This window comes from Nitrospirota bacterium, from assembly GCA_037386965.1.
Classification (GTDB): domain Bacteria; phylum Nitrospirota; class Thermodesulfovibrionia; order Thermodesulfovibrionales; family JdFR-86; genus JARRLN01.
This window is the reverse complement of sequence record JARRLN010000002.1, coordinates 1-25,738: the sequence shown is the minus strand read 5'-3', so window position 1 is coordinate 25,738 and position 25,738 is coordinate 1. Positions and strand designations below refer to the sequence as shown.

General features: G+C 63.5%; 27 protein-coding genes. 17 read left to right on the top strand and 10 right to left on the bottom strand.

What is annotated here, in order from left to right; translation table 11 throughout:
- Positions 1 to 2: 2 nt before the first annotated feature.
- The 8 genes from P8Y39_00515 (at position 3) to P8Y39_00480 (ending at position 8,547) form a co-directional block, all read left to right on the top strand.
- A complete protein-coding gene (locus P8Y39_00515; protein ID MEJ2190814.1) occupies positions 3 to 698 on the top strand; it encodes a sulfite exporter TauE/SafE family protein in 696 nt (231 codons plus the stop codon).
- A complete protein-coding gene (locus P8Y39_00510) occupies positions 698 to 3,190 on the top strand; it encodes a heavy metal translocating P-type ATPase metal-binding domain-containing protein (protein ID MEJ2190813.1) in 2,493 nt (830 codons plus the stop codon). Before P8Y39_00515 ends, P8Y39_00510 begins: the two co-directional genes overlap by 1 nt.
- 123 nt (positions 3,191 to 3,313) lie before the next feature.
- Positions 3,314 to 4,642: a cbb3-type cytochrome c oxidase subunit I gene (locus P8Y39_00505; protein MEJ2190812.1), complete on the top strand. Its 1,329-nt coding sequence runs from the start codon at positions 3,314 to 3,316 to the stop codon at positions 4,640 to 4,642.
- The gene (locus tag P8Y39_00500) at positions 4,639 to 5,979 is read left to right on the top strand and encodes a cbb3-type cytochrome c oxidase subunit II (GenBank protein MEJ2190811.1); all 1,341 of its coding nucleotides are present in this window, start codon (positions 4,639 to 4,641) and stop codon (positions 5,977 to 5,979) included. The genes P8Y39_00505 and P8Y39_00500 overlap by 4 nt, the downstream gene beginning before the upstream one ends.
- Before the next feature lie 225 nt (positions 5,980 to 6,204).
- Positions 6,205 to 6,849, top strand: coding sequence for a carboxypeptidase regulatory-like domain-containing protein (locus tag P8Y39_00495; GenBank protein MEJ2190810.1), 645 nt, complete (start codon positions 6,205 to 6,207; stop codon positions 6,847 to 6,849).
- Positions 6,850 to 6,933: 84 nt separating this feature from the next.
- Entirely contained in the window at positions 6,934 to 7,089 is a 156-nt protein-coding gene (gene ccoS, locus P8Y39_00490) for a cbb3-type cytochrome oxidase assembly protein CcoS (GenBank protein MEJ2190809.1), read from the top strand.
- A complete protein-coding gene (locus P8Y39_00485; GenBank protein ID MEJ2190808.1) occupies positions 7,082 to 7,243 on the top strand; it encodes a hypothetical protein in 162 nt (53 codons plus the stop codon). The genes ccoS and P8Y39_00485 overlap by 8 nt, the downstream gene beginning before the upstream one ends.
- A 50-nt stretch (positions 7,244 to 7,293) precedes the next feature.
- Positions 7,294 to 8,547, top strand: coding sequence for a cation:proton antiporter (locus P8Y39_00480; GenBank protein MEJ2190807.1), 1,254 nt, complete (start codon positions 7,294 to 7,296; stop codon positions 8,545 to 8,547).
- Between the two features lie 251 nt (positions 8,548 to 8,798).
- On the opposite strand, the gene P8Y39_00475 is transcribed toward P8Y39_00480, so the two are convergent.
- Complete coding sequence (locus P8Y39_00475) at positions 8,799 to 9,074, bottom strand: HU family DNA-binding protein (protein ID MEJ2190806.1); 276 nt, start codon at positions 9,072 to 9,074, stop codon at positions 8,799 to 8,801.
- Between the two features lie 179 nt (positions 9,075 to 9,253).
- Between P8Y39_00475 and P8Y39_00470 the strand changes: the two genes are divergently transcribed.
- From P8Y39_00470 to ilvN, 5 genes are all read left to right on the top strand, one after another.
- Positions 9,254 to 9,769 carry a glycine/sarcosine/betaine reductase selenoprotein B family protein gene (locus P8Y39_00470; protein ID MEJ2190805.1) on the top strand — a complete coding sequence of 172 codons (516 nt, stop codon included), beginning with the start codon at positions 9,254 to 9,256 and terminating at the stop codon, positions 9,767 to 9,769.
- Between the two features lie 18 nt (positions 9,770 to 9,787).
- Positions 9,788 to 10,069 (top strand): hypothetical protein, encoded by a 282-nt coding sequence (locus P8Y39_00465; protein ID MEJ2190804.1) that lies wholly within the window; start codon positions 9,788 to 9,790, stop codon positions 10,067 to 10,069.
- An 8-nt stretch (positions 10,070 to 10,077) separates the two neighbouring features.
- Positions 10,078 to 10,866, top strand: coding sequence for an HD domain-containing protein (locus P8Y39_00460; GenBank protein MEJ2190803.1), 789 nt, complete (start codon positions 10,078 to 10,080; stop codon positions 10,864 to 10,866).
- 166 nt (positions 10,867 to 11,032) lie between these two features.
- Positions 11,033 to 12,766, top strand: coding sequence for a biosynthetic-type acetolactate synthase large subunit (gene ilvB, locus P8Y39_00455; GenBank protein MEJ2190802.1), 1,734 nt, complete (start codon positions 11,033 to 11,035; stop codon positions 12,764 to 12,766).
- Positions 12,763 to 13,248 (top strand): acetolactate synthase small subunit, encoded by a 486-nt coding sequence (gene ilvN, locus P8Y39_00450; protein ID MEJ2190801.1) that lies wholly within the window; start codon positions 12,763 to 12,765, stop codon positions 13,246 to 13,248. Before ilvB ends, ilvN begins: the two co-directional genes overlap by 4 nt.
- A 40-nt stretch (positions 13,249 to 13,288) precedes the next feature.
- Here ilvN and lspA read toward each other — a convergent pair whose 3' ends face one another.
- The 4 genes from lspA to P8Y39_00430 all read right to left on the bottom strand — a co-directional run bounded on the left by lspA (position 13,289) and on the right by P8Y39_00430 (position 19,247).
- Entirely contained in the window at positions 13,289 to 13,774 is a 486-nt protein-coding gene (gene lspA / locus P8Y39_00445; protein ID MEJ2190800.1) for a signal peptidase II, read from the bottom strand.
- Entirely contained in the window at positions 13,771 to 16,584 is a 2,814-nt protein-coding gene (gene ileS / locus P8Y39_00440; GenBank protein ID MEJ2190799.1) for an isoleucine--tRNA ligase, read from the bottom strand. Before ileS ends, lspA begins: the two co-directional genes overlap by 4 nt.
- Positions 16,585 to 16,688: 104 nt before the next feature.
- A complete protein-coding gene (gene fusA, locus P8Y39_00435; GenBank protein ID MEJ2190798.1) occupies positions 16,689 to 18,788 on the bottom strand; it encodes an elongation factor G in 2,100 nt (699 codons plus the stop codon).
- A gap of 27 nt (positions 18,789 to 18,815) precedes the next feature.
- The gene (locus P8Y39_00430; GenBank protein MEJ2190797.1) at positions 18,816 to 19,247 is read right to left on the bottom strand and encodes a SoxR reducing system RseC family protein; all 432 of its coding nucleotides are present in this window, start codon (positions 19,245 to 19,247) and stop codon (positions 18,816 to 18,818) included.
- A gap of 80 nt (positions 19,248 to 19,327) precedes the next feature.
- On the opposite strand from P8Y39_00430, the gene P8Y39_00425 reads away from it, so the two are divergent.
- The 3 genes from P8Y39_00425 (at position 19,328) to P8Y39_00415 (ending at position 21,689) form a co-directional block, all read left to right on the top strand.
- On the top strand, positions 19,328 to 20,254 hold the full coding sequence (locus P8Y39_00425; protein ID MEJ2190796.1) for a substrate-binding domain-containing protein: 927 nt from the start codon (positions 19,328 to 19,330) through the stop codon (positions 20,252 to 20,254).
- A 112-nt stretch (positions 20,255 to 20,366) separates the two neighbouring features.
- Positions 20,367 to 20,879 (top strand): hypothetical protein, encoded by a 513-nt coding sequence (locus P8Y39_00420; GenBank protein ID MEJ2190795.1) that lies wholly within the window; start codon positions 20,367 to 20,369, stop codon positions 20,877 to 20,879.
- A 186-nt stretch (positions 20,880 to 21,065) separates the two neighbouring features.
- A complete protein-coding gene (locus P8Y39_00415) occupies positions 21,066 to 21,689 on the top strand; it encodes an isoprenylcysteine carboxylmethyltransferase family protein (GenBank protein MEJ2190794.1) in 624 nt (207 codons plus the stop codon).
- An 87-nt stretch (positions 21,690 to 21,776) separates the two neighbouring features.
- On the opposite strand, the gene P8Y39_00410 is transcribed toward P8Y39_00415, so the two are convergent.
- The 5 genes from P8Y39_00410 to P8Y39_00390 all read right to left on the bottom strand — a co-directional run bounded on the left by P8Y39_00410 (position 21,777) and on the right by P8Y39_00390 (position 24,776).
- On the bottom strand, positions 21,777 to 22,490 hold the full coding sequence (locus P8Y39_00410; GenBank protein MEJ2190793.1) for a hypothetical protein: 714 nt from the start codon (positions 22,488 to 22,490) through the stop codon (positions 21,777 to 21,779).
- Positions 22,491 to 22,553: 63 nt separating this feature from the next.
- Positions 22,554 to 23,663: a glycosyltransferase gene (locus tag P8Y39_00405; protein ID MEJ2190792.1), complete on the bottom strand. Its 1,110-nt coding sequence runs from the start codon at positions 23,661 to 23,663 to the stop codon at positions 22,554 to 22,556.
- A gap of 53 nt (positions 23,664 to 23,716) precedes the next feature.
- Positions 23,717 to 23,839 (bottom strand): hypothetical protein, encoded by a 123-nt coding sequence (locus tag P8Y39_00400; protein ID MEJ2190791.1) that lies wholly within the window; start codon positions 23,837 to 23,839, stop codon positions 23,717 to 23,719.
- 356 nt (positions 23,840 to 24,195) lie between these two features.
- Positions 24,196 to 24,528, bottom strand: coding sequence for a ferredoxin-thioredoxin reductase catalytic domain-containing protein (locus tag P8Y39_00395; GenBank protein ID MEJ2190790.1), 333 nt, complete (start codon positions 24,526 to 24,528; stop codon positions 24,196 to 24,198).
- Positions 24,525 to 24,776 (bottom strand): glutaredoxin family protein, encoded by a 252-nt coding sequence (locus tag P8Y39_00390; GenBank protein ID MEJ2190789.1) that lies wholly within the window; start codon positions 24,774 to 24,776, stop codon positions 24,525 to 24,527. The genes P8Y39_00395 and P8Y39_00390 overlap by 4 nt, the downstream gene beginning before the upstream one ends.
- Positions 24,777 to 24,996: 220 nt before the next feature.
- Here P8Y39_00390 and P8Y39_00385 point away from each other — a divergent pair.
- Positions 24,997 to 25,738 (top strand): 4Fe-4S ferredoxin (locus tag P8Y39_00385; GenBank protein MEJ2190788.1); only part of this gene is annotated, 742 nt, incomplete at its 3' end.

The window sequence follows — 25,738 nt, the reverse complement described above, 5'->3', positions numbered from 1 at the left end:
GCATGCCGGAAATCTATCTCCTGACCCTGGCTGCCGGACTCACCGGAGGCCTGGGCCATTGCATCGGCATGTGCGGCCCCATCGTGGCGTCCTATTCGCTGGTCCTGCCGGCCAGGAGCTTTCTTCCCCACGCGCTTTATAACGCCGGCAGAATAACCACCTACGTGCTCCTCGGGGCTGGCGTGGCACTCGCGGGCTCTTTCTCGGTGACGGCCGCCGGGGTTCTCCCGGCGGAGCATCTGCACTGGCTCGGGAAGATGCCCATGGCCCTGGCGGGGGTGTTCGTCGTCCTCATGGGGGCGAGCACGGCGGGATGGCTGCCTCTGGCCGGCTACCTCGAAAGAGGGGTGGGGCGTCTCCCCGTACTTGGGCGGCTCGTGGGCCTTTTCGCGGGCGAGGCGTCGGTGGGGACGTTCTATCCCATGGGTGTGGCCCTGGGTTTTCTGCCCTGCGGCTTGGTCTATTCGGTCCTGATGACCGCCCTGGGGATGGGCGTGGAGGCCCAAACTCACGGAGCGGCCCTCTTAAGCGGCATGGCCCTGATGTTTCTTTTCGGCCTGGGGACGGTGGCCCCCCTGGCGGCCTTCGGCAAGGTGGCCGGGCTCCTGGGTGAGCGGGCAAGGAAGAGGCTGTCCGCGGTCTCGGGGGGTATCGTCGTTCTCATGGGGGTGCTCATCCTCGTGAGGGCGCTGGGCTGATGGAAAGGCCGGAGCATACGCCGACGTGTGCCCATTGCCTGGGGGAGGCCGCGGGGGCGGGGGCCGTCCGGGAAGGCGACAAGACGTTCTGCTGCACGGGCTGCCGTGGGGTTTACCAGCTTCTTTGCGGGCAGGGCCTCGCGTCTTTCTACGGCCTTCGGGAGGGATGGAGGCCCGGGCGTCCGGTCTTCGAGGCCGCCTCGCCGGCGCTCTTCGAGGACCAGGTCCTGAGCGCAGGGGGCGAAAGACAACTGGACCTCTCGCTTTCGGGCCTAAGGTGCGCGGCCTGCGTCTGGCTCATCGAGCGTGTGCTGGGCAGGCAGGCGGGGGTGACCTCCGCCAGGGTCAACTACGCGACCCACCGGGCAAGGGTACGCTGGGACCCGGAGAGGACGGACCTCGGGGCCGTTCTGGAAAGGATAAGCTCGCTGGGGTATTCGCCCCGCCCCGCCTTCTCCTCCGGCTTTGCGGAGGCCATCGCCCGGGAAAGGAAGAGCCTCCTCATACGCCTGGGGACGGCGGGGTTTTTCTCGCTTCAGGTCATGCTTTTCTCTCTGGCCCTGTACATTGGCTACTTCGACGGCATGGACCCCTGGGCCAAGAGGCTCATCCAGGCCGTCATGTGGGCCCTGGCGACCCCGGTGCTCTTTTACTCCGGGTATCCCTTCATCGTCCACACTCTCCGGGGCATCCGCAATCGCGCGGCCACCATGGACACCTTGGTCTTTCTGGGCTCCATGAGCGCGTACGCCTTCAGTGCCGTGCAGGTGCTCAGGGGAGGGGAGGTCTACTTCGACACCGCGGTGATGATCGTCACCCTCATCCTCTTCGGGCGGCTCCTTGAGGCGGGGGCCAGGGGCAAGGGACAGGAGGCCCTGGGCGCCCTCCTGTCCCTCCAGCCCTGTCAGGCCCGGGCCGTCCTGAGCGGCGGAGAGCGGCAGGTCGTTCCCCTGTCTGCCCTCAGGGAGGGCGACCTCCTCGAGGTTATCCCGGGGGAGGCCGTTCCCCTTGATGGCATGGTGGTGGCCGGCGGCGGCGAGGTGGACGAGTCCATGCTTACGGGCGAGCCCATGCCCGTGGGAAAGGCCCCGGGGGAACGGGTCTTTGCCGGGACCGCGAACCTTACGGGGAGCATCACGCTCAGGGCCAGCGGGGGAACCGGAGACACCGTGCTGGCCCGGGTCATCCGCGCGGTCGAGGAGGCCCAGGGACGGGAGGCCCCCGTTCAGAGGGCGGCTGACAAGGTAGTGGGATGGGCGGTGCCCGCCGTCTGCGCTGTGGCGGCGGGGACGTTCCTTTACTGGCTCTCGCGGGGCGTGGGGACCTCGGCCGCCCTCATGAACGCCGTCTCGGTGCTGGTCATCGCCTGCCCCTGCGCCCTGGGGCTGGCCACTCCCATGGCCATGCTGAGGGGCTCCTCGCGGGCCTCCTCGGAGGGGATTTTACTCAGAGGGGGCGACGTGCTGGAGGCCCTGGGCGGGGTGGACGTCGTCGTCTTCGACAAGACCGGCACCCTGAGCATGGGGCGGCCCGCTCTCACCGATGTGGCGGCCACGGGCATGGGCGAGGAGGAGCTCCGTCTACTGGCCGCCTCCCTGGAGAGCCGTTCGGAGCACGCCCTGGGACGGGCCCTGGCAGGGGCCGCCGAGGGCGGCCTCCTTCCGGTGGAGGATTTCAGGGCCCACCCCGGAGGCGGCGTAGAGGGCAGGGTCGGCGGGCGGAACGTCGTGCTGGGGAGCGGGCGTTTCCTCAGGGAGCGGGGCGTCACGTGGAGGCCCGCGGAGGAAGACATGCGGGCCGGCCTGAGCCGGGCGGGGAAGACCGTGGTGGGCCTGGCCCAGGATGGCGGGCTTGCCGGGTGGTTCGCCCTGGCCGACCCCCCGAGGCCCGAGGCGGGCGAGGTCATGAGGGCCCTCGCGGCGAGGGGCCTGGACGTGCGAGTGCGGAGCGGGGATATCCCGGAGGCCGTAAGGACAATGGCTGTGGAGGCCGGCCTCCTGGGCGAGGAAGAACGCGCCGGGGAGGCGGACGTTATCAGGGGCGGGGCCTCCCCCATCGAGAAGGCGCAATACGTCCGCGCTTTGCGGGAATCGGGCAGGAGGGTGATGATGGTGGGCGACGGCATAAACGACGCTGCCGCGCTGGCCGAGGCCCATGTGGGGGTTGCGGTGGGTAAGGCGACCGACGTCGCCCGAAAGAGCGCCGACGTGGTCTTCCTGAGAGAGGACCTTCGGCTTCTCCCTTCTCTCCTCAAGATAGCCTCCCACACGCTTGGGGCCGTCAGGCAGAACCTCTTCTGGGCCTTCTCCTATAATCTGGTCGCTTTACCCCTGGCGGTGACGGGGCTCATCCATCCCATCGCATCGGCCGCACTGATGGCGGGCAGTTCCCTGGTGGTGGCCGCCAACTCCCTGAGGCTCGGAGTGGAGAGGCGCCGCGCTCCCGCAAGCGGAGAAAGAGTGGGCGAGAGGGCGGTGTCCCTTGCCTCTTGACATTTGCCCTCGGAGTGTTAAAGTGGGAGCAAGCCGCTCCCGACGAAGCGTGGCAACAAAGGTGAGTGCCTTCGTGAGAGGGCGCAGCCGGGCGCCCGGGGACCACATATCCAAAGGAGGGACATGGACGGGGAAGGTACACTGGTCAATAAGCCTCTGGTAAGGGGATGGCTTCTCTGGGGTCTCGGCTGGTCCTTCTTTGCCCCCGTGGTGGGCATCCTGGTCTCCCTGAAATTCAACTATCCGAACTTCCTGAATACCGAATACACGGTATTCGGCCGTTTGAGGCCGGTGCATATAAACGGGGTCATCTTCGCCCTGTACTCCACCCTGTTCATCGGGTTGGCCTACTACATGGTGCCCCAGATAACAGGGGTGCGGATGAAATGGGAGCGCGTGGGCCGGCCCCTCATGTGGCTCTGGAACCTGGGTCTGGCCGCGGGGTTCGTCACCCTGGCCCTGGGGTACAACGACGGGGTGGAGGTGGCGGAGTTCCCCTGGCCCGTTGCTCTGGTCCTGTGGCTGGCCGTGGCGGTCCTCATGGTGCAGATTCTGGCGACCCTGGCCGTGCGCAAGGAGGAGAAGCTCTATGTCTCGGCCTGGTACATCATCGCGGCCCTGGTATGGACCACCGTGAGCCTCTTCGTGGGAAACTTTATTCTTCCCTATCACGTCGCCGGCATCAACAACGTCTCGCTTCACGGCCTGTACATCCATTACACGGTGGGCCTCTGGATAACGCCCACAGGGCTGGCCGTCGTCTATTTCTTCTTGCCCGCCGCCTCCAGAAACCCTCTGTACAGCCACCGGCTGGGGCTTCTGGGGTTCTGGTCCCTGGCCCTTTTCTACCCCTTCGTGGGAATACACCACTACATCTTCAGCCCGGTGCTGGACTGGACAGAGACCGTCGCCATCGCGGCGAGCCTGATGCTCATCATCCCGGTGGCGGCGGTGCTGGTGAACTTTTACGGCACCTTGAAGGGCAGGTGGCACACCTTCATAGACAACTTTACCGTGAAGCTTCTCGTCGTGGGCACGTTCTTCTATTTTTTCGGCAGCGTGATGGGCTCCTTCGAAGCACTGAGGAGCATTCAAACGCCCACCCACTTTACGGACTTCGTCATCGCCCATTCGCATCTCACGGTCTTCGGCGGCTACGTGGTCTTCGCCCTTGCCGCCTGCTACCACGTCTGGCCGCGCGTCAGCGACAAGCCCTTCAGCGCCACCATGGCCCGGTGGAGCACCTGGCTCATTATCGTCGGCATCACGGCCATGGGTTTCGGGCTCATCGTTCAGGGCCTCGCACAGGGGACCATGCTCAAGCAGGGGGTCTTCTTCGTGCACAGCCTGGACTCCATGAAACCCTACTGGCTCATGAGGACCCTTGCCGGCGTAACGATGGATACGGGCATCGCGCTCGTTGCCATTAACCTTCTGAGGGGGAAGAAGTGAAGCGGGCGAAAGTAATAGCGCTCACGGCGGGGTTCGTGTTCATCATGGCGGCCATCGGGGTGCAGGCGCTCATCCCGTACTTCACCAGGGACACGCACACGACCAAGGTGTCCACATGGGTGCGCACCGACCTGGGGCTGCTTCAGGAGGTGGACGGCGAGGCCCGGCCCTACCAGGGGAAGGTCAAGCGTGGCCGGGAGATATTCATCAGGGAGGGCTGCTGGTACTGCCATTCCATGTATGTCCGTCCGGTGGCCGGGGAGGACCGCAGGTGGGGGCCGGTCTCTCAGGCGGGAGAGTATGCGTACGACATTCCCCACACCATGAGCACCCGCCGCATAGGGCCCGACATCATCCGCGAGGGCGGCAAGTACGGGGACGACTGGCACCGGGCCCACTTTTTCAACCCCCGCCTCGTGGTGCCCGACTCCATCATGCCCGGCTTCCCGTGGTTTTACAAGAAGTATGAGAAGCCCGCGGAAGAGGAGCAGGAGGAGGCCGGGCGGAAGCTTACCGAGGGGGAGCGCCAGCGCGTCCTTCCCGTGGAGTCCGAGTTTGTTCCCAACGAGGACGGGGAGGCCGTCATCGCCTTCGTCCAGTTCCTGGGGATGAACCGGGGGAAATGGAGAAACGCCTATATCTCCCGGTTGGCCGGCGAGGGGTCCAACGCCATCGCGGACAATGCGTCCCTCGCGCGGGGCAAGAAGAGCTTTAATCGCCGCTGCGCGGGCTGCCACGGCAAGGACGGGAAAGGCGACGGCCCGGCGGCCAGGTTCTTCCGGAAAGTCAAGCCCCGGAACTTCACCCGGGGGGTTTTCAAGTTCCGCTCCACGCCCACGGGCTCGCTGCCCCTGGACACCGACCTGTACCGGACCATCACCATCGGTGTTCGGGGGACGGCCATGCCGCCCTGGAACATGCTGCCGGAGTCGGAGCGGTGGGACATCATCCAGTACATAAAGACGTTCTCCCCGGCGTTCAAGAAGGAGAAGCCCGGAAAGCCCGTCTACGTCCCGGAGGCGCCGGAGCCCACGCCGGCAATGCTTGCGCGCGGCAAGAACCTGTACGAAAAATTCCAGTGCTGGCAGTGTCACGCCAAGGACGGCGAGGGGGACGGCCCCGCCGCCGTGGGTATGACCGACGACCTGGGCAACCCCATCCTGCCTGCGAACTTCACCAACGGGCAGTGGAAAGTGGGCCCGCGGCCGGGGGATATCTTCCGGACCTTGATGACCGGGCTGAACGGGACCCCCATGCCGTCGTATCGGAGCTTCCTTCAGTCCGAGAGCGACACTTGGGCCCTGTCGTACTATGTGCTGAGCTTCGCCGCCGAGTAAAGACGGCGAAGAAAGCGCCCGAGGGGACGCAGGAAGCAGGGCAGAGAAAGCAGCAGGGGAAAGGAGCCCAGGGAAGCGGCGAACCGGCGGAGCGAGGCTGACCATGGAGAAACGAGAGGAGGCAGAAGAGTGAGACATACAGTACCGGCAGGTGTCGCCTTGACGATGTTGCTCGCCGTACTTGTTTTTTCTGCGGCACCCGCGGACGCCTACAAGGAGGAGACGGTGTCCGACGGTGGATCGGTGGTGGGGAGGGTCATCTTCAAGGGGTCGCCCCCCGAGCGGACCATCATACCCAACAAGAACAAGAGCGTGTGCGACGGCATGCGGAAGGAGGCGCTCATCGAGGTGGGCGATGACAATGGGGTGAAGGACGCCGTCGTCTATCTGAAGAGCGTGGAAAGCGGGAAGAGGTGGCCGGCAAAGCGGACCTATACGCTGAACAACAAGAAGTGCGCGTTCGAACCCCACGTCCAGGCGATGCCCGTGGGGGATACCCTGACCATACTGGATTCGGATCCCATTTTACACAATACGCACGGTTTCATCAGGGGCAATACGGTCTTCAACGTGGCCCTTCCCTTCAAGGGCGCCAAGGTGGAAAAGAAGATAAATACAGCCGGGCTCATGCACGTGAAATGCGACGTGCACCAGTGGATGAGGGCCTGGATTTACGTGGCCGACAACCCGTACTATGCCCTGTCTTCGGAGGACGGGGACTTCAGCATCGGGGACATCCCTCCCGGGGACTACACGGTGGTCATTTGGCAGGAAGGGGCCGAGACCGTGGAGAAGCCCGTCACCGTCAAGGCCGGCGGCAAAACGGACATGGGCACGATAGAGCTGAAGGTCCGGCGGGAAGAACAGTGAGCTTGAGGTGAGCCAAAGGAAAAGGGGAAGGGGTGGCTGCTCCGCCGGGGCGCCGCCGCGGAGGCCTTTCCCGGGGGAGCGGGCATGGGCGAAGAGATTGTGATACTGGAATTCATCGTCGCCGTTCTGATGGGGCTTGGGGCGCTCTGCGTGTTCATATGGGCGGTCCTCAGCGGCCATTACGAGGACGCGGAGGAGATAAAGTACCGCGTGCTTCAGAGGGAGCTTTCCGATGAGTGAGGAGACCCGGGAGAAGAAGGAGATACGCATCGGCAGCTACATGCGGGAGAAGACCCCCCTGTGGTTCGTCATCGGCTCGCTGCTGGTGGCGGCCTGGGCGCTTTACTATGTTATCGCCTACTGGGGCGGGTCCGGCCCGGGTGTGGGATACTGATGGCGTTATGTCCGGAGCCGCGTGAGGGCTGAGGCCGCGGGGCTCTGCGCGTGATTACCGGCGAGCTCATCGTCAACCTCCTCCTTATTCTCGTCCTTGCCTGGGTTCTCGGGACCATCTTCCGCCGGTTCGGCCTTCCGGTTATGCTGGGCGAGCTGTTGGCCGGCGTCATTCTCGGCCCCCCGCTTCTGGGAATCGTTACCACCTCTCCTTCCATAGAACTCATCGCGGAGCTGGGGATATTCTTCGTGATGTTTTATACCGGCGTGGAGATGGACCCCAGGGAGCTCATGGAGCACTTCTGGCCCTCCCTGGCCACCGCCGTCGGAGGGTTCGTCCTGCCCTTCGCCCTGGGCTACGGGGCCGGTAGGCTCTTCGGGGCCACGGTCTACCAGGCCCTTTTCATGGGCATGGGCATTTCCATCAGCGCCATCGCTGTGCAGGCCGTCATCTTGCATTCCCTCCGCATAAACCGGACCTACGTCGGCCATATCATCATCGGGGCGGCCATCGCCGACGACATCTTCTCCCTGGTGGCCCTCTCCGTGCTTCTGGGACTGGCCCGGACCGGCACCGTGGAGGTTGCCGGGGTGGCCTGGGTGGTCTTCAAGGTAGTGGCCTTCTTTGCCGCCACCATCCTGGCGGGACAGTACGTCCTTCCCCGCTTTACCCGCAAGCTCCACGACAAGGAGGGCAAGGCCTTCACCTTCGCCATAAGCGTCGCCCTGGCCATGGCGTACCTGGCTGAGCTGGCGGGCCTGCACCTGATTATCGGGGCCTTCCTGGCGGGGCAGTTCGTCAGGAAGGAGATAATGGACCCCGGGATTTTCGACGCCATCAGCGACCGCTTCTTCGGGTTGAGCTATGGCTTCCTGGTGCCCATTTTCTTCGCCTCCCTTTCGTTTCACCTCAATTTCGAGGCAAGCTGGCACTTCGTCCTCTTCGCCGCGGCCCTGACCGCCGTGGCCGTGCTGGGCAAGCTGGTGGGCTGTGGCCTGGGGCTCTACCCCTTCCGCCGCAACGTATGGGAATCCGTCGTGGTGGGCTTCGGCTTGAACGGCCGGGGGGCGGTGGAGCTGGTCATCGCCTCGGTGGTCATCAAGCTCAGCCAAGAGCTCCTCGCCGCGGGGAGCATCGCCGAGCCCCTGCTGACGGAAGTGCAGTTCTCCGCGCTGATCCTCATGGCCTTTGCCACCACGTTTCTGGCGCCCCTCACCCTGAGGTGGTCCGTGCTTCGGACCTGCCTGCCCGACGAGAAGGCGGCCTTCTGCTCCCTGTGGCGGCAAGAGGAAGAAGAGCGGTAGGCCCCGGACCTTTCCCCCGGCTGAAAAGCCCCTTGGAAGGGCGCCGGAAAAGGCGGCGGCCTGCACTCGCCAGGAGATGGGCATCGGTGCCCGTCCGGAAGGTGAGTGGGCTGTGTCGCGACGTCAGTGGCAACGGCGGAAAAGAAATGCTCCTGCGGCAGAGCCGGATTTTTTCAACCCCACCGTTTCGATCCTCCCCAAGGAACCGCCGTCCGGTGCAAGGCGGCTCCCGGTGCGGCGGAGGAGTACCGCTATTTTCTGACCATGTCCTTGAGCTTGCGAGCCGGGGTGAACTTCGGGAACTTCGAAGCCAGTATCTTGATTTTGTCCCCCGTGCGAGGGTGGCGTCCCCAGCGTGACCTTCTCCTGCCGATGGAGAATGTGCCGAAACCGCTCAGTCGGAACTTCTTTCCCCTCTTCAGACTGTCGGTGACGGTGTCCAGCAGGGCTTCCACGGCAGAGCCCGCCTGCCTGAGGGTCAGGCCTGTGTCATTGGAGATTTTTCTTATGAGCTTCTTTTTGTTCATGAAACCCCCTCCCCGTTGTTGTGTGTGTTACATGGCTATTTTACACTTTTTTTCGCCATAGGGGAAGTAAAAGTTAAGGCTCTGCAACCGCCATTATCGAGGTACTGCACAAGGCTCACCCATGCGCGTATAATGGGGATATACGCCGCCTCCGGGGCAAATGGGGATAAAGGAAACAGATGAGCATAAAAAAGGCGATAAACAAGGCGGTGGCCAGGGCCACGAGCCGTTTTCCGGCCATCTCCCGCTTCGTCTCCGAGGGCCGGGAGGCCCTGGAGACCGCCGGAGAGATACCCTGGAGCACTCCCAAGCCCCTGTGCGAGGCCACGGTGGCCCTTGTCACCACGGCGGGCGTGCACCACAAGGACCAGAGACCCTTCGACATGCAAGACCCCCACGGCGACCCCTCGGTCAGGGTCATCGACGTCCGGCGGCCTCTCACGAGCCTGATGATTACCCACGACTACTACGACCACAGGGACGCCGACAAGGACATCAACATTGTCTTCCCCATCGAAAGGCTGTGGGAGTTTCAGGAGGAGGGGGCCCTGGGGAAGGTGGCGGAGCTGCATTACAGCTTCATGGGCCACATCGAGGAGCCGCACGTCAAAACCCTTGTCGAGAAGAGCGCCCCCTGGTGCGCCCGCGAGCTTGCCTCCCGGGGGGTCGACGTCGTCGTCCTGACGCCGGGGTGAGGAATCTGCAACCAGTCCGTGGCACTGGTACAAAGGGAGATAGAAAGGGCGGGCATCGCCACCGTGGGCATCTCCATCGTGCGGGCCTATACCGAGAAGGTCAAGCCCCCCAGGAGCATATACCTGCACTGGCCCTTCGGCCATCCCCTCGGAGAGCCCTTCAACAGAAACCAGCAGCGCGCCGTGCTCATTCGCGCCTTCGAGGCCCTCTATTCCATCAAGACCCCGGGAGAGATCAGGGACATTCCGTACAAGTGGAGGCGGGAGAGCTACGAGGACGAGAAGCTTGACCTCTGCTGAGCGTCCCGATGCTCGATAGCGACCTGCGCGACTTCCGCCGGTGGTTTTCCCGATACGTCCGCTCCTTCGTCCCGCGGTCCGAGGAGGAGCGGCGGAATTTCCTTCTGAAGGAGCGGCACACCCGGGAGGTGCTTCGGAACGCCGAGCGCATTGCTCGCGAAGAGGGCCTCTCCCGGGAGAAGGCCCGGGTGGCGGCCGCCGCGGCGCTTCTTCACGACGTGGGGCGTTTCCCCCAGCTCGCCCGCTACGGAACGTTCCGGGACGCCTCTTCCGTGAACCACGGCCTCCTCGGGGCCAGGGTCATCGAGGAGGAGGGGCTCCTGGCGGGGCTTCCCGAGGCCGAGAGGGATGTCATCCTGGCCGTGGTGCGGTATCACAACGCCTTCCGGGTGCCGGACCTCGGGCGGCCGGAGGCGGAGCTTTGCTTGAGGCTCATCCGGGACGCGGACAAGCTGGACATCTGGCGCGTCTTCTCCGAATGGCACGACACCCCGCCCGGGGAGCGCTCGGCGGCCGCCAATCTGGGGCTCAGCCCCAAGGACGCCTGTACGGACGCGGTGCTGGACGCCGTCAAGGAAGGACGCATACCTTCGATAGACATCTGCCGTACCGGGAAGGACTATGTCCTTGTGCAGCTTTCCTGGGTCCATGACCTCACTTTCCGGACGAGCTTCCGCATCCTGCTCAAGCGCGACGTCCTGGGCCGTCTGGGCCGGGTGCTGCCGGATGGGCCGGCGGTGCGGGAGGCCCTCGAGCGCCTGGCCGCGTACGTCAAGGTGAGGGCAGCCGGGCCGTAAGGGGGTGGCCTCCGGCGCTTCCGGGGGCTCATGGTCCGTTGCCGGGTCGGCTTTCTCGCTCAGAACATGTCGCTGCGGAGGCTCTCGCCCGTGTGCCGGGCGACCTTCGCGCCGGGGCTTTGTGGTAGAATAAACCTCAAAACTTAAGAGCTTGGAGTTCCGGCACATGAAGATAACGGGCGCAGAGATTCTGCTTAAGAGCCTGAAGAAGGAGGGGGTGAAGCACATCTTCGGATACCCCGGGGGCGTGGTGCTGAACATCTTCGACCTCCTCTATGACGATAAAGACCTCAACCTCATCCTTACCCGCCACGAGCAGGGAGCCATACACGCAGCGGACGGCTATGCCCGGGCCTCGGGGAAGGTGGGCGTGGCGTTGGTGACCTCGGGCCCCGGGGCGACCAACACGGTGACGGGAATCGCCACGGCCTCCATGGACTCCATCCCCCTGGTGGTCTTCTCCGGGCAGGTACCCACCATGCTCATCGGCAACGACGCCTTCCAGGAGGCCGACATCGTGGGCATTACCCGGCCGTGCACGAAGTACAACTACCTGGTCAAGGACGTTGGGGACTTGGCCCACATCGTCCGGGAGGCCTTCCATATCGCCTCCTCGGGGCGGCCCGGCCCGGTGCTCATCGACCTGCCCAAGGACGTTACGGCGGGGAAGGCCGAGTTCGTCTGGCCCGAGTCGATGGACATACGCAGCTACAAGCCCCGGTACGAGGGCAACAAATGGATGATACAGAAGGCGGCCGCCCTCATCGCCAAGGCCACCCGGCCGGTCATCGTGGCCGGAGGAGGAGTGGTCCTCTCGGGGGCGCACAAGGAGCTCCGGGAGCTGGCCCAGATGACGGGCATCCCGGTGACGATGACCCTCATGGGCCTGGGCGGTTTTCCGGGCAGCCACAAGCTCTCCCTGGGGATGCCGGGGATGCACGGCACCTATTACGCCAACAAGGCCATCCAGGAGTCGGACCTCCTCGTCGCCGTCGGCATGCGGTTTGACGACAGGGTGACGGGCAAGACCGACTCTTTCGCGCCCCATGCGAAGATCGTCCACATCGACATCGACCCCACCTCCATACGGAAGAACATACGGGTGGACATCCCGGTGGTGGGGGACGTCAAGCGCGTGCTCACGCAGTTGAACAAGGTGCTCAAGGACGAGAAGAAGGAGCAGTGGGCGGCCGTCAAGAAGAAGTGGCTCGCCCAGATAGAGGCGTGGAAAAAGGAGCGGCCCCTCTCCTACGAGGCCAGCGACAAGGTCATCAAGCCCCAGTTCGTCGTGCAGAAGATATACGAGCTCACCCGGGGCGACGCCGTCATCACCACCGAGGTGGGACAGAACCAGATGTGGGCCGCCCAGTTCTACAAGTTCGACAAGCCCCGGCAGTGGCTGACTTCCGGGGGGCTGGGGACGATGGGATACGGCTTCCCGGCGGCCATCGGGGCGCAGATGGCCGTGCCCGAGAAGCTGGTCATCGACATAGCCGGAGACGGAAGCATCCAGATGAACATCCAGGAGCTGGCCACGGCGGTGGTCAACAACCTGCCGGTGAAGGTGGCCATCCTGAACAACCGCTACCTGGGGATGGTCAGGCAGTGGCAGGAGCTGTTCTTCCAGGAGCGTTACTCCCACACCAGCCTCGACGTCACCCCGGACTTCGTGAAGGTGGCCGAGGCGTACGGGGCCGTGGGCCTTAGGGCCGAGAAGCCCTCGGAGGTGGAGCCCGTCCTCAAGGAGGCCTTCTCCACCAGAAAGCCGGTCGTCATGGACTTCGTGGTCGACTGGACGGAGAAGGTCTACCCCATGGTGCCCGCGGGGGCGCCCATCGACCACATGCTGTTTCCCGAGGAGGAGAAACCCGAGAAGAAGAAACTGAGGGCGGTGAAATGAGGCATACCATTTCGTTGCTCGTGGAAAACAAGTTCGGCGTGCTCTCCCGGGTGTCGGGCCTGTTCAGCGGCAGGGGCTATAACATCGAGAGCCTGTCCGTGGGCGTGACCACCGATCCCAGGGTTTCCCAGATGACCATCGTCACCCGGGGGGACGACCAGATCATCGAACAGATAACCAAGCAGCTCAACAAGCTCATCGACGTCATCAAGGTCACCGACATGGTGGAGCTGGAGCACGTGGAGAGGGAGATGATACTCCTGAAGGTGGCCCCCAGGCCGGAGAGAAAGTTCGAGGTCTTCCAGCTGGCCGAGACCTTCAGGGGCAAGATCGTCGACTCCTCGGAGCGCACCTACACGGTGGAGATAACCGGCGACGAGGACAAGATAGAGGCCTTCATCAACCTCATGAAGCCCATGGGCATCAAGGAGCTGGTGAGGACCGGCAAGGTGGCCATCGCCCGCGAGGGCGTAAAGACGTAGGCGGCAGGATACCGAAGGCCCGCGCGCGAGGCAGCCCTCCTCAGGGGCTGCCTTTTTCGTCCCTCAGGAGCCTGTCCGGGCGGGGCCTGCTCCGGAGGGCGTTAAGGATGAGAAGGGCGATGCCCACCGTGAGGGCGCTGTCCGCCACGTTGAAGGCCGGCCAGTGCAGGGAGCCCGCGTGCACGTCTATGAAGTCGCGCACGTGGCCCAGGGCCAGGCGGTCGATGAGGTTGGCAAGCCCGCCCCCGAGGATGAGCGAAAGGCCCACGGCGTCCTCGTCTCCCCGGATGAGGAGAAAGGCCACCAGGGCCATGGCCGCAAGGGTGGCCGCAACGAAGAAGGTGTTGCCCAGGGAGCTGAGCATACCGAAGGCCGCCCCGGTGTTACGGACGTTGACCAGGGTGAGGAAGGGCAGGACATCCACCGGGTGGGCCGGAGAGATGAAGCGCACGGCCAGGAATTTCGTTATCTGGTCCAGGGCCAGGGTGCCGGCGGAGACGGTGAGGGCCAGGGGGAGCTTTCTCATGTAATGTTTCCGTAGCATCTCTGGCAGATTTCCGGCGCCTCGGCCACCTGCCCCACCGTGGTGGACCAGTTCCAGCACCGGGCGCACTTCTGGCCGGGAGCCCGCTCCACGCCCACGCTCAGGCCCGGGACCTCTTCGCTCGCGTATTCCCCGTGGCCCTCGCCCCTCAGGGAGGCCGCCGAGACGATGAACAGGGTGGGCAGGAAGTCCCGGTATCCTTCGAGGAGGGCCAGGAGCTCCCGGTCCTGCGCGTGCAGGACGACCCCGGCCTCCAGGGAGTTGCCTATCATCCGGTCCTTCCGCTTGAGCTCGAGGGCCCTGTTCACCTCGTTGCGCACCGCCATGAGGGTCTCCCATCTTCTCTCCAGGGCGTGGTCGAGGAAACGTTCCTCCACCACGGGGAAGGGCGCGAGGAAGACGCTCTCCGCGGGGGCGTCCTTCGTGAACCGCCAGATCTCCTCGGCGGTGAAGGAGAGGACCGGGGCCATGAGCCGGGTCATGGTGAGGAGGATTTCCCTCAGCACCCACTGCGCGCCCCGCCTCCCGGGGGAGTCCTCCCTGTATGTATAGAGGCGGTCCTTGAGGACGTCCAGGTAAAAGGAGCTCATGTCCACGACGCAGAAGTTGTACAGTCGGTGGTAGACCTCGTGGAAGCTGTAGCGCTCGTAGGCGGCCGTGACCTTCTCGGTGAGGCCCTGGAGGCGGGACATGGCCCAGCGGTCGATTTCTTGGAGCTCCCCGGCGGGCTCTCCCCCGGGGAAGTCGTGGACGTTGCCCAGGAGGAACTTGGCGGTGTTTCTGATCTTCCGGTAGGCCTCGGTCAGGCGGGCCATGATCTCCCGGGATATCTTCACGTCGCCCTTGTAGTCCTCGGCCGAGACCCAGAGCCTCAGTATCTCCGCGCCGGTGCTCTTGATGACGTCCTGGGGGGCGATGACGTTTCCCAGGGACTTGGACATCTTCTTGCCCTGCCCGTCCACCACGAACCCGTGGGTGAGCACGGTGCGGTAGGGTGCGCGGCCCCTGGTGCCCACGGCGGCCAGGAGCGAGCTCTGAAACCAGCCCCGGTGCTGGTCCGACCCCTCCAGGTACATGTCGGCCGGCCAGGAGAGGCCGTACTCCGGCTTCAGGGTGGCCGCGTGGCTCACGCCGGAGTCGAACCAGACGTCCAGGATGTCCGTCTCCTTCTTGAAGGTCCCCCCGCCGCAGGAGGGGCAGCGGTACCCCTCGGGCAGGAGCTCCGGGGCTTCGCGGGAGAACCAGACGTCGGCGGTGTGCTCACGGACCAGGGCGACGATGTGTTCCGAGACGCGGGGGTCGTTTACGGGCGTGTCGCATGACAGGCACGTCAGGACCGTGATGGGCACGCCCCACGCCCTCTGCCGGGAGATGCACCAGTCCGGCCGGCTCTGGAGCATGCCCCGGATGCGGTCCTCTCCCCAGTGCGGAACCCACTGGGTGCGCTCCACCTCGCGAAGGCAGTTCTCCCTCAACGCGTCGTGCTCCATGGAGATGAACCACTGCTCGGTGGCCCGGAAGATGACGGGCTTCTTACACCTCCAGCAGTGCGGGTAGGTGTGGGTGAGCTGGCTGCCGTGCAGAAGAAGTCCCTTTTCCCTGAGGATGTCGACGATGGCGGCGTTGGCCTTGAAGACGAACTGCCCCTCTAGGGCCTCGACGCCCGAGCCCGAGAAGCGCCCCAGGTCGTCCACCGGGGCGTAGATGTCTAGGCCTTCCCGCAGGCCCACCTCGTAGTCCTCCTCGCCGTGCCCGGGGGCGATGTGCACGATGCCGGTGCCCTCCTCCGCGCTGACGAAGGAGGCCGGGACGACCGTGGAGACCCTGTCGACGAAGGGGTGCCGTGCGCGGGCGCCCACCAGGTCGCTTCCCTTGAGGCGGGCCACCGCGATTTCCTCCTCCGGCAGGACGCCCTCCCGGAGGAGCCTTCCCCTGAGGTCGTCGGCCAGGACGAGGACCTCCCCCCGCACCTCCACGGCGGCGTAGATGAAGTCGGGGTTCACCGCCAGGGCCAGGTTGGCCGGGAGGGTCCAGGGCGTAGTGGTCCAGATGAGGAAAAAGGCGTCCTCTCCTCCCAGGCCCAGCCGCTCGCGGTCGGCCCGCTCCACGGGGAACTTCACGTAGATGGACGGAGAGGTCTTCTCAGCGTACTCCACCTCGGCCTCGGCCAAAGCGGTCACGCAGGAGGGGCACCAGTGTACGGGCTTTTTCCCCCTGTAGACGCTTCCCTTCTCGAGGAACGTCATGAGCTCGCCCACGATGGCCGCCTCGTAGTCGTTGGACATGGTGAGGTAGGGGGAGCCCCAGGTGCCGAAGACGCCCAGGCGCTTGAACTCCTCGCGCTGCACCTGGACGAACTTCTCGGCATACTCCCGGCAGAGCCTCCTCTTGGCCAGGATGTCCACCTCGGCCTTCTTGCCCCCGAGCTTCTTGTCCACCTCGAGCTCTATGGGCAGCCCGTGGCAGTCCCACCCCGGCACGTAGGGGGCGTGGAAGCCCCGCATGGCCTTGTACTTGACCAGGACGTCCTTGAGGGTCTTGTTCAGGGCGTGCCCGATATGGATGTGCCCGTTGGCGTAGGGCGGCCCGTCATGAAGGACATAGGAGGGGCCGGAGCGGTTCTTCTCGAGAAGCTTCCGGTAGACCTCCCTGGACTCCCAGAAGGCAAGCATCTCCGGCTCTCGCCGGGGGAGATTGGCCTTCATGGGGAAGTCCGTCCGCGGGAGGTTCAGCGTCTCCTTGTAGTCCCTTTTCTCCTTCGATGTCCGGGCGTCCTGCTCCTGCGGGCTCATCCTGCGCACTCCGTTTGGATTTTTTCCCTGTTTGCGGCCACCGTCCCGGGCTCAGGCAAGCGCTGCCCGGAGGACCGGGGGCGGGACGGGGGGAAGAGGCGGGGTCATTTGACCTCTTCGGCCTCCACTTTCTTCTTCTCCTCCAGGAGCTTCTGTACGAGGTGGTGCGGGAGCTCCTCGTAATGGGAGAACTCCATGTTGTACAGGCCGCGGCCGGAGGTGATGCTGTGGAGCTGGTTTGCGTACGTGAGCATCTCGGCCATGGGCACCAGGGCGCCGACCTTCTGGTTGGTGCCGCCGGGCAGCTGCTCCATGCCCTGCACCTTCCCGCGGCGGCTGTTGAGGTCGCCGATGATGGTGCCCAGGTACTCCTCGGGGGTGGTTATCTCGACCTTCATGACGGGCTCCAGAACGACCGGCCTGGCCTGGGCCACGGCCTTCTTGATGCCCAGGGAGCCGGCTATCTTGAAGGCCATTTCCGAGGAGTCCACGGCGTGGAAGGAGCCGTCGTACAGCGTGACCCGGACGTCCACCATGGGGAAGCCCGCGTACAGGCCCTGGCGCATGGCCTCCTGGATGCCCTTGTCCACGGCGGGGATGTACTGCCGGGGGATGGCCCCGCCCACTATCTTGTCGACGAACTCGTAGCCCGTCCCCCGGGGAAGGGGCTCTATCTCTATCCAGCAGTCGCCGTACTGCCCGCGGCCGCCGGACTGCTTCTTGTACTTGCCCTGTGCCTTGGCCGAGGCGCTGATGGTCTCCCTGTAGGGCACCTGGGGGGCCTTCATCAGGACGTCCACGCCGAACTTTCTCTTGAGCTTCTCCAGGGTCAGCTCCAGGTGGAACTGTCCCATGCCCGAGAGGAGCATCTCGTTGGCTTCCTCGTCCCGGCTGAAGTGGATGGTGGGGTCCTCGTCCAGGACCTTGTGCAGGGCGGTGCTCACCTTCTCCTCCTCACCCTTGCTCTTCGCCTCGATGGCGTAGGTGATGAGGGGCTCGGCGAAGTCCACCTTCTTGTAGATGACGGGGTGGGCGGCGTCGGCGAGGGTGTCGCCCGTGTTGGTCTCCTTGAGCTTGGCCACGGCCGCTATCTCGCCGGGGCCGAGGTTCTGCGCGGAGACCTGCTTTTTCCCCAGCAGGTAGAAGGCCTGGCCCAGCCGCTCCTTGGCGCCGGTCACCGTGTTGACGACGTTGGTCTCGCCGGTCAGGGTGCCGGAGCAGACCCTGAAGAGCGAGAGCTTCCCGGCGAAGGGGTCCGCGATGGTCTTGAAGACGAAGGCCGAGAAGTGCTCATCCGGGGAGATGTCGCGCACCACCTCGGAGCCGTCCCGGGGGTCGGTGCCGGCGAGGGGACGGAGCCCGGCCATGTCCTGGGGAGAAGGCAGGCAGAGGAGGACCGCGTCCAGGAGCGTCTGGATGCCGACGTTCTTGAGGGCCGACCCGCAGGTGACGGGGATGAACCTCCGCTCCAGGGAGCCCTTCCTTACCCCCGTGAGGAGCTCCTCGGCCGTGAGCTCCGCGCCCTCCAGGTACTTCTCCAGGAGCGCGTCGTCGAGCTCGGCCACTTTTTCCACGAGCTTCTTCCGGTAGGCCTGCACCCGCTCTTCCATGTCGCCGGGGACCCCGCACTCCGAGGGCTTGCCGCCGGCAAAGGTGTAGGCCTTCATGCCCAGGAGGTCCACCACCCCGGAGAAGCCCTCTCCCGTGCCGATGGGCAGATGAAGCGGTACGGCCTCCAGCTGGAAGGTCTTTTCGAAGGCCTCGGCCGCGGCGTAAAAGTCCGCCGAGTCCCTGTCCATCTTGTTTATGAAGACCAGCCGGGGCAGGGCGAACTCCTCGGTGTACTGCCAGAGCCTCTCGGCCTCGCCCTTGACGCCGCCGATGGAGCTTCCCACCAGGAGGGCTCCGTCCGCAGCCCTCATGCCGCCGCGGCTGTCCTCCAGGAGGTTGATGAACCCCGGAGTGTCGATGATGTTCAAGCGGGTGTCCTTCCAGGTGCAGAAGGCAAGGGTGGAGGTGACCGTCATCTGCCGGTCCACGGCCTCGGGCTCGTAGTCGGTGGTGGCGGTTCCCTCCTGTACGGAGCCCAGCCTGTCGACGGCCCCGGCATCGAAGAGAACGGCCTCGACCAGGGAGGTCTTCCCGGCCTTGCTGTGGGCGACGACGGCGATATCACGCAGTTTGTCGATGGCGAAATTCGGCATACGATAACCCCTCCGTGCTGAGAGTGTTCAGTTTTCCAGAATTTCTTCGACGACGGGCTTGTACTGCACGCTCTTCTGGGCCCTCATGCTCCAGAGCTTCACAAGCACGAAGGAGAGGGCGAAAAACAGGAATCCGAAGATGGCCGAGACGCCGTCGGAATCCATGGAGGAGAAGTACGGGCTCAGCACCTCCTTGCCCAGTACAGCCCCGATGATGAGGGCCAGGGCCGGGAGCCCGTAGACCATGATCGACCCCTTCACATAGGTGTACGGCGTGAGGGCCACCCGTACGCGCTGCCCCACCTTGGCCTGGGCCTTGTTGAACGCTTCGATGACGGCCCCGTCGTCCGTGAGGATGCAGGTGCCGGCGGTACAGTGCTCGCACACGCTTTTCTTCTCTACGGTGACGAGCGCGTGGACCCCCTCGATGCCTGTGACAAGCCCTACTTCTTGTTCCATCGGTGATACTCCATTGTACCACATATATAAAGAAAATTTTGGTCCGGAGGCGGGGCCTCTCTCCGGGGCGAACCTCGAACATGTCGGGGACCCCTGCGGGGGCGGCCCGGTGCCTCTCCCGAGATTTCCCGGTGCTTCCCCATGCTATAATCACCGGGACGATGGGTGAGGAGATGCACTATCCCCTGATTCCACCGGAGAGGGCCGACGACATCCATGGCATCGAGCACATGGACTCCGCCGACCTCGTCCTGTTCCTTGCCGGAAACCAGTTCATGGCCGCTCCGAAACTCCTGGCCGTCTTCAGGTCCCTCTATCCGGACGTACGGGAGATATTTTACGAAACCCTCCCCCCGGGGCTCGAGCTCAGGCAGATACTGGCCGGCGGGGCGATGTTCCGCGGCATGAAGCTCACGGGCAGGCCCGACGTATACACGTCCGTCACCGAGGAGGCGATGGAGAAACTGAAGGCAGCCGGACGGATAAGGGAGTATTCCCTTTACCTCCGGAACCGCCTCGTGCTCATGGTGGCCAGAGGCAACCCCAGGGGCATATCAACGGTGGGAGACCTTGCGCGGGACGAGATAGTGGTCTCCCAGCCCGGCGAGCTTGAGGACATCAGGCATTATACGAGGCTCATGTACGTAGCCTCCGGGGGCGAGGAATTGGCCCGCAGGGTGATGGAGGGGAAACAGGCCGAGGGCACCACGCTCGCCACCGTGGTGCACCACCGGGAGACCCCCCGGAGGATTACCCAGGGAGCGGCCGACGTGGGGCCGGTCTGGTTCACCGAAGTCCTGAACGCTCAGAAGGAAGGCCTCGAAGTCGATGCCCTCGAGGTAGGCCCTCAGTGCGACCAGAGGGACAGGGTCGGATATTACTGCGCCGCCTTGGCCGACGCGCCCCACCCGGGAAACGCACGCCGCTTTGTCGATTTCCTCGCCTCCGAGACCGCTCAAGATGTCTTTGAGGAATACGGGTTTCTGGCGATACGGAGACAACGCTGACTGGGGATTTTCCCGTACATTGAAAGCTCGGGAGGAACCTGTTTTTCGTCTTGGTTCCGGCATCTGCGTGCACACCGTATCATGCTTCTCATAATATATCGGAGGTGGCGTCATGGGGATAGGCAGTGTGAAGGGCGGAGTGACGTTTCGGAGGGGCGGATGGGCCATTGTGCTTTCTCTTGCGGTTTTTCTCCTTTCGGCACCGTCCGCATGGGCGCAGGGCTCCGTGGAGGAATGCCTCGCTCAAGGCCTCATAGAGCAGATTACATGCCTCTCGGACGTGGCTGCCGCGAAAAAAGACCCTTCTCTCTGCGATGCCGCCAAGCACGAGGGAGTCAAGTACCAGTGCTACGCCGTGGCGGCCGAGAAGCTGGGCGACTGGAAAATCTGCTTCGATATACCGCGGGAACCCGATGAGTCCCTGAAGCTCCGCGACCTTTGCATAAGCGACGTGGCCGAAAAGGCCGGGGATGCCGCGCTCTGTGAAAAGATACGGACCCGGAACTTCAAAGACAGCTGCTATCTGAAGGTGTACGGCAAGACGGGCGATGAGGCGCTCTGCGAGAAGATAGCAGACCCCGGGCTTAAAAGCTTATGCACCGGGGAGCCCGTGTTGGTAAAGTAGACGGAAGCGGGCTGTCCGGTGCTCTTCCTCTCACGCTCATAAGGGCTTGGGCCGGCTCACGCGGGGGCATCGGAAGAACAATCCCTGCTGCCGGAGCAGCACGAAACCGGCTTGTTTTTACCGAAATGAAGGGCCTATAATCCTAAACATATTGCCAAACGCCACTGCAAAATGGGGAGGCCATTCTTGAACATACAGCAAACCGTAACCAAGTCCTTGAGAAGCAGGATCTTCCTTACGCAGGTGTTTGGTGCACTGGTATTTTTGACATTGCTGTTTTCGGCCGAAGGCTGGGAGTCCAGGAACGCTCTGCTCGAGGGGTCGCTGTATCTTGCCGGGGTCGTCCTTGTGGCGCTGTGTCTGGTGGGCAGGGCATGGGGCCTCTCCTACATAGCCGGCAAGAAGAACAGAATGCTCGTTACCACGGGGCCGTATTCCCTGTGCAGAAACCCCCTTTATTTTTCGAGCTTCCTCGGCGCGGTGGGCCTGGGCCTTTGCACCGAAACGTTTACGATGACCGCTGCCGTCCTGGTCGCCTTCGCCCTGTATTATCCCGGGGTCATACGCAGGGAGGAGCTGGAGCTCCGCGAGCTCTTCGGGGCGGAGTTCGAGGCATACCAGCGGAGCGTGCCGGCGTTTTTCCCCTCCTTCAAGGCTTTCGTGGAGGACGAAACGATGCTCATCTCCGTGCGCGCCTTCAGAAACGGCCTCAGGGACCTCGGCTTTTTCATCGTGGTCGTGGGGCTCCTGGAGTTCATGGAAGCCCTGCACAGGGCCGGCGTGCTGCCGACCCTCCTGAAGCTGTATTAAGAGCCGCCCGTGCCCAAAACTAGATAAGTCCCGCGCCCGAGGGGCAGAAGTTCCAGGACCGCGCTTTTCCCGGCCATGCGCCCGTCCTCAGATGTGCTCTATCTCGTCGGCACCGGCCTCTTCCTGCTGCTTTTTCTTCTTGATGCTCCGCTCGATGTACCTCTGTGCCGCGTCCCTTCCCCCGAGGCCGAAGGCGATGGAAAGGGCCAGCACAACCCCTCCGAAGATGATGGTGAAGGCGATGATGATGGTTTCCTTGCCGATGCCCAGCTGCTCCAGGGCCATCGTTATGGTGAGGGCGAAGATGCTGTACTTGACGCCCTTTCCCACCAGTCCCGAGAACGGGATGTTGGCGTTGACGGCCGTGATGAGGGCCGCCCGGCCGAGGAAGTTGCTGAGCAGATACCCCAGAAACAGTATCAGGATGGCCACGAGGATGTTCGGCAGGTAGATGAAGAAGTCCCTCAGCAGGTACTCCACCTGGGGAATCTCCAGGACCCCCAGGGCGACGATGGCGAAGATGAATATGGTGATGTACTCCACCAGGCGGGCCAGGAGCGCGGAGACCGGCTCGCGGATGCCCCCCCTGTGCAGCACCTCGGTGATGCCCCAGCGCTTGGAGACGCTGTCCACGTGGAAAAGCTTGAAGAGGTAGTTCGCGAGTATCTTGAGCACCCTGGCCAGGATGAAGCCCGCGATGAGCACCAGGAGGAAGCCCAGCACGTTGGGCAGGTACTGGATGACGTTTTCGTAGAACTTCTCGAAAGGTTCGACGAGGAGCCTTTTTATGGAATCGTTCATGGGGCGCCCCCTTTCTTTACTCCTACCAGTTTTCTAGGAGGAAATCCTTCTTTTCCTCGAATTTCAGGCACGACTTCTCGATGATTTCCTCGACCTCCTCGGCTCCGCTCTCCAGGGTGGAGACGAGATGGACCTCAGGTACTCGAGGACCTCCGGGGGCATGAACCTCTCCCAGAGCGGGGAGAGCTCCTGCAGGCCCAGGGTGAACTTGTCTATCATCCTCTCCAGGTGTACGTGGACGGGCTCGAGCCCCACGCCGTAGCGGAAGCCGAAGACCTCCGTGGGCTGGGAGTCCTGCACATTCTTCCACACGTCGTGATACTCGATCATGAGCTCGAAGACGGTGCTCATCACCTGGTGGAGCATGGCGCTGAGGTCGGCTCCGGGGTCCTTGGGGTCGTGGATCTTGGCGCCGAGGAAGGACTGGCAGACCCGGAACTTGTTGGCCACCGCCGTGGTGGTCATCCAGATGTCGATGCCGAAGCGGGCGATGTCGCTCTCCCAGACGTCCTTGGTGAGGTAGAACTTGGCCAGCTCTCCGGAGAAGCCGAAGTCCCCGCCGATGGGCTGCCGGATGCGGAGGCCGTACAGCGCGCGGGTGATGGGGTAGACCAGGCTGTTGGTGATGGTGCCGTCGTACTTGTGCCTGAGGTAGTAGGGGGCGACGAAGTCGTAGCCGCGCTCCAGCACCGGCCTCAACAGGAGGTCTATCCACTCCGGGGTGATGCTCCGAAGGTCCGAGTCCACCACCGCGCAGGCCTTGGCCTCCAGCTCCTTGGCTATCTCGAAGATGGTGCGGAAGGCGCTTCCCTTGCCGGGAACCCCGTGGTAGGGGGTGATTATCTTCTCCATGGGGTTCATGCGCTGGGGGATGAGTAGGGAGCCGAAATCATCGAGCATGGCTTTCGTTACCACCCCGGCCGTGTCGTCCTTGGAGCCGCCGTCGGAGTTGACCAGGACGGCGGAGCGGTCGGGGAAGTACTTGCTGATGCCCGCCTGCACGGCGCGCACCACGTGGCCGATGGTGGACGCGTTATTGTAACTGGGGACGCCGACGACGATGTCGGCCCTCTGGATCTCGGAGAGCTTCTCCTGGACCTCTTTCCTGAGTATGACGCTGGCTATGGACGGCCCTCCGGACGTTTGGCGTTCTGCGCCCCCTGCTGCCGGCACCGGGAGCAAGGAAGCCGGCTATCGAAGCTCCCGGGCGATGAGGCAGCCGGACGTCATAACCGTGCCCCGTCCCCGGCCACGCGATGCCCGGCGCTTTCCCGGTCCATGAAGGCCGCGATGCCGTGCCCGGGCGGGCTCTCAACCCCGGTGCTCATCACGGGGACGGCCTCCTTCATAGGGGCGGGTTTCTCGGTTCGGCAGTCCCCGAGCTTGAGCGTTCAGACATTGTATAACGGGCCGTCCCCAAATGCAATAAGTTCTCTTTCTCGCTCGCACCTGGCTTTCCGGAGAAGAGGAACAAGGCACGCACCGGAGGGTGCAAACCGATGAGCGGATGCAGGGGGCAGAAGGGGCGGCAGCCGGACGAAGGCCGTCGGACCATGTGCAAGAGATTCTTGGCGGTGCCGGCGGGAGCGCCTTGCGTATCCCGGGACGCCGGTATGTTACGGCGGGGCGGCCAATTTTAGTGAGGCTCTTCGGGAAACGTGCAAAACGGTCAGCCGGATTCCTCGTGTGGTGGTTCCCGGGTGTATCAGTAGGACATCTTTTCGCGGGGCCTTCTTTCCGGGACGTAAACGTGCGGGACCTCGCCGTCGTTCCATTGTCTGGATACATAAAGGCCGCAATAGCAGCTGCCGAACTCCTCCACGTCGGGCCCGCGATACACGCAGGGGCAGATGATGTCTCCGTCTTTCCGGCGGTCGCCCGTCGCCAGCCTGCAGGGGCAGGACATGTAGCCGTACCTTTCTCTGTTTACAAGGAGGCTTTCGAGCAGGCCGTAAACCCAGTCCCTGTCCTTGTTGAAGAAATAGCCCTTGGGCTCCTGGGCCTTTCCGAGCATTTCGTACAGCTCTTTCGCGGTCACCTGATGCCCAGCGCCTCCCTGATCTCGTCCCGCTTGAAGCCCACGATGACCCTGTCGCCTATGACGATGGTGGGAAACGTGCACAGCGGGTTCAGTTTTTTCATCTCCTCGAGCACCGAACGCTGCTTGTCGCCCGAGAGCAGGTCAACGTCCGTGTATTCATAGTTGACGGAGTTTTCCGCCAGAAACAGCTTTGTTGCCCTGCAGTAGCCGCAGGTGCTCAACGTATACATCCTTACAGTCGGCATATGCCCTCTATGGCCCTCCAGGGTATAGCACGGTCAAATAATCATGAGGGCGACAGGCGCTCTTCATCTGTTGAGTCCTTCCTAATAACCTAAGGCTTTCCGTGATTTCTGTCAAACACCCGTCCGTACCCCGTCCCGTCTTGGGAGCCAGGGGATTCCTCCCGGGAAAGTCTATCGGACCGATGTCAGCCGGCGTATAATCTATCAGAAGGGACTCCTTATGGGACATGCAGCGGGAAAAGACGTTTACGGGAAGCTCGGGAGAAAGCTCGACAATCTCACGATGAGGGCTCCTCGCAATGAAACGTTCCACTCCATCCTGAGGGAGCTTTACTCCGCCGAGGAGGCTGATTTCGCCGCGAAGCTGCCGTATACACTGTCCACGGCGGACCGCATAGCAAAGAGCACGGGATGCGACGGCGCCAAAGTGCGAAGACTTCTCGACGGCCTGTGCTCAAAGGGCCTCGTCATGGACCTTTGGATAAGAGGCGAGTTTCACTACATGCTTTCTCCCATCGTGGTCGGGATATTCGAGTTCACGATGATGAGGACGGGGCCCGACCTCGACGTGAAGACATGGGCACGACTTTTCCACGCCTACATGCAGGACGATGCGTCTCTCTATGCGGCCAACTGCAATAACGGCGAGCGGGTTTCCATTATCAGGACCCTGCCGCACGAAGAGATGATGCACCCGACCGATTACAGTGAAATTATGGATTACGAAAAAGCCGCCTCCCTCATCCACGCATCCGACAGGTTTGCCATTGGTCTTTGCTCCTGCAGGCACACGATGCTGCATGCCGGAAAAAAGACTTGTGACGTTCCTCTGGAAAAGTGCTCCGTCTTCGGTTACGCCGCCGAGTTCATGATAAGGCGCGGTCTTGCCAGGGAAGTCTCCAAGACCGAGATGCTTGAAAACCTCGCCCGCTCCAGGGAGACGGGGCTTGTCCTCAATGCCG

Coding starts and splice junctions, on each gene's coding strand:
- P8Y39_00470 (MEJ2190805.1), top strand. CDS start 9,254: ATGAGCATAAAAAAGGCGATAAACAAGGCGGTGGCCAGGGCCACGAGC.
- P8Y39_00390 (MEJ2190789.1), bottom strand. CDS start 24,776: ATGCCGACTGTAAGGATGTATACGTTGAGCACCTGCGGCTACTGCAGG.
- ilvB (MEJ2190802.1), top strand. CDS start 11,033: ATGAAGATAACGGGCGCAGAGATTCTGCTTAAGAGCCTGAAGAAGGAG.
- ccoS (MEJ2190809.1), top strand. CDS start 6,934: ATGGGCGAAGAGATTGTGATACTGGAATTCATCGTCGCCGTTCTGATG.
- P8Y39_00510 (MEJ2190813.1), top strand. CDS start 698: ATGGAAAGGCCGGAGCATACGCCGACGTGTGCCCATTGCCTGGGGGAG.
- lspA (MEJ2190800.1), bottom strand. CDS start 13,774: ATGAGAAAGCTCCCCCTGGCCCTCACCGTCTCCGCCGGCACCCTGGCC.
- P8Y39_00515 (MEJ2190814.1), top strand. CDS start 3: ATGCCGGAAATCTATCTCCTGACCCTGGCTGCCGGACTCACCGGAGGC.
- P8Y39_00460 (MEJ2190803.1), top strand. CDS start 10,078: ATGCTCGATAGCGACCTGCGCGACTTCCGCCGGTGGTTTTCCCGATAC.
- P8Y39_00505 (MEJ2190812.1), top strand. CDS start 3,314: ATGGACGGGGAAGGTACACTGGTCAATAAGCCTCTGGTAAGGGGATGG.
- ileS (MEJ2190799.1), bottom strand. CDS start 16,584: ATGAGCCCGCAGGAGCAGGACGCCCGGACATCGAAGGAGAAAAGGGAC.
- P8Y39_00425 (MEJ2190796.1), top strand. CDS start 19,328: ATGTCGGGGACCCCTGCGGGGGCGGCCCGGTGCCTCTCCCGAGATTTC.
- P8Y39_00485 (MEJ2190808.1), top strand. CDS start 7,082: ATGAGTGAGGAGACCCGGGAGAAGAAGGAGATACGCATCGGCAGCTAC.
- P8Y39_00420 (MEJ2190795.1), top strand. CDS start 20,367: ATGGGGATAGGCAGTGTGAAGGGCGGAGTGACGTTTCGGAGGGGCGGA.
- P8Y39_00410 (MEJ2190793.1), bottom strand. CDS start 22,490: ATGAACGATTCCATAAAAAGGCTCCTCGTCGAACCTTTCGAGAAGTTC.
- P8Y39_00475 (MEJ2190806.1), bottom strand. CDS start 9,074: ATGAACAAAAAGAAGCTCATAAGAAAAATCTCCAATGACACAGGCCTG.
- ilvN (MEJ2190801.1), top strand. CDS start 12,763: ATGAGGCATACCATTTCGTTGCTCGTGGAAAACAAGTTCGGCGTGCTC.
- P8Y39_00430 (MEJ2190797.1), bottom strand. CDS start 19,247: ATGGAACAAGAAGTAGGGCTTGTCACAGGCATCGAGGGGGTCCACGCG.
- P8Y39_00400 (MEJ2190791.1), bottom strand. CDS start 23,839: ATGAAGGAGGCCGTCCCCGTGATGAGCACCGGGGTTGAGAGCCCGCCC.
- fusA (MEJ2190798.1), bottom strand. CDS start 18,788: ATGCCGAATTTCGCCATCGACAAACTGCGTGATATCGCCGTCGTCGCC.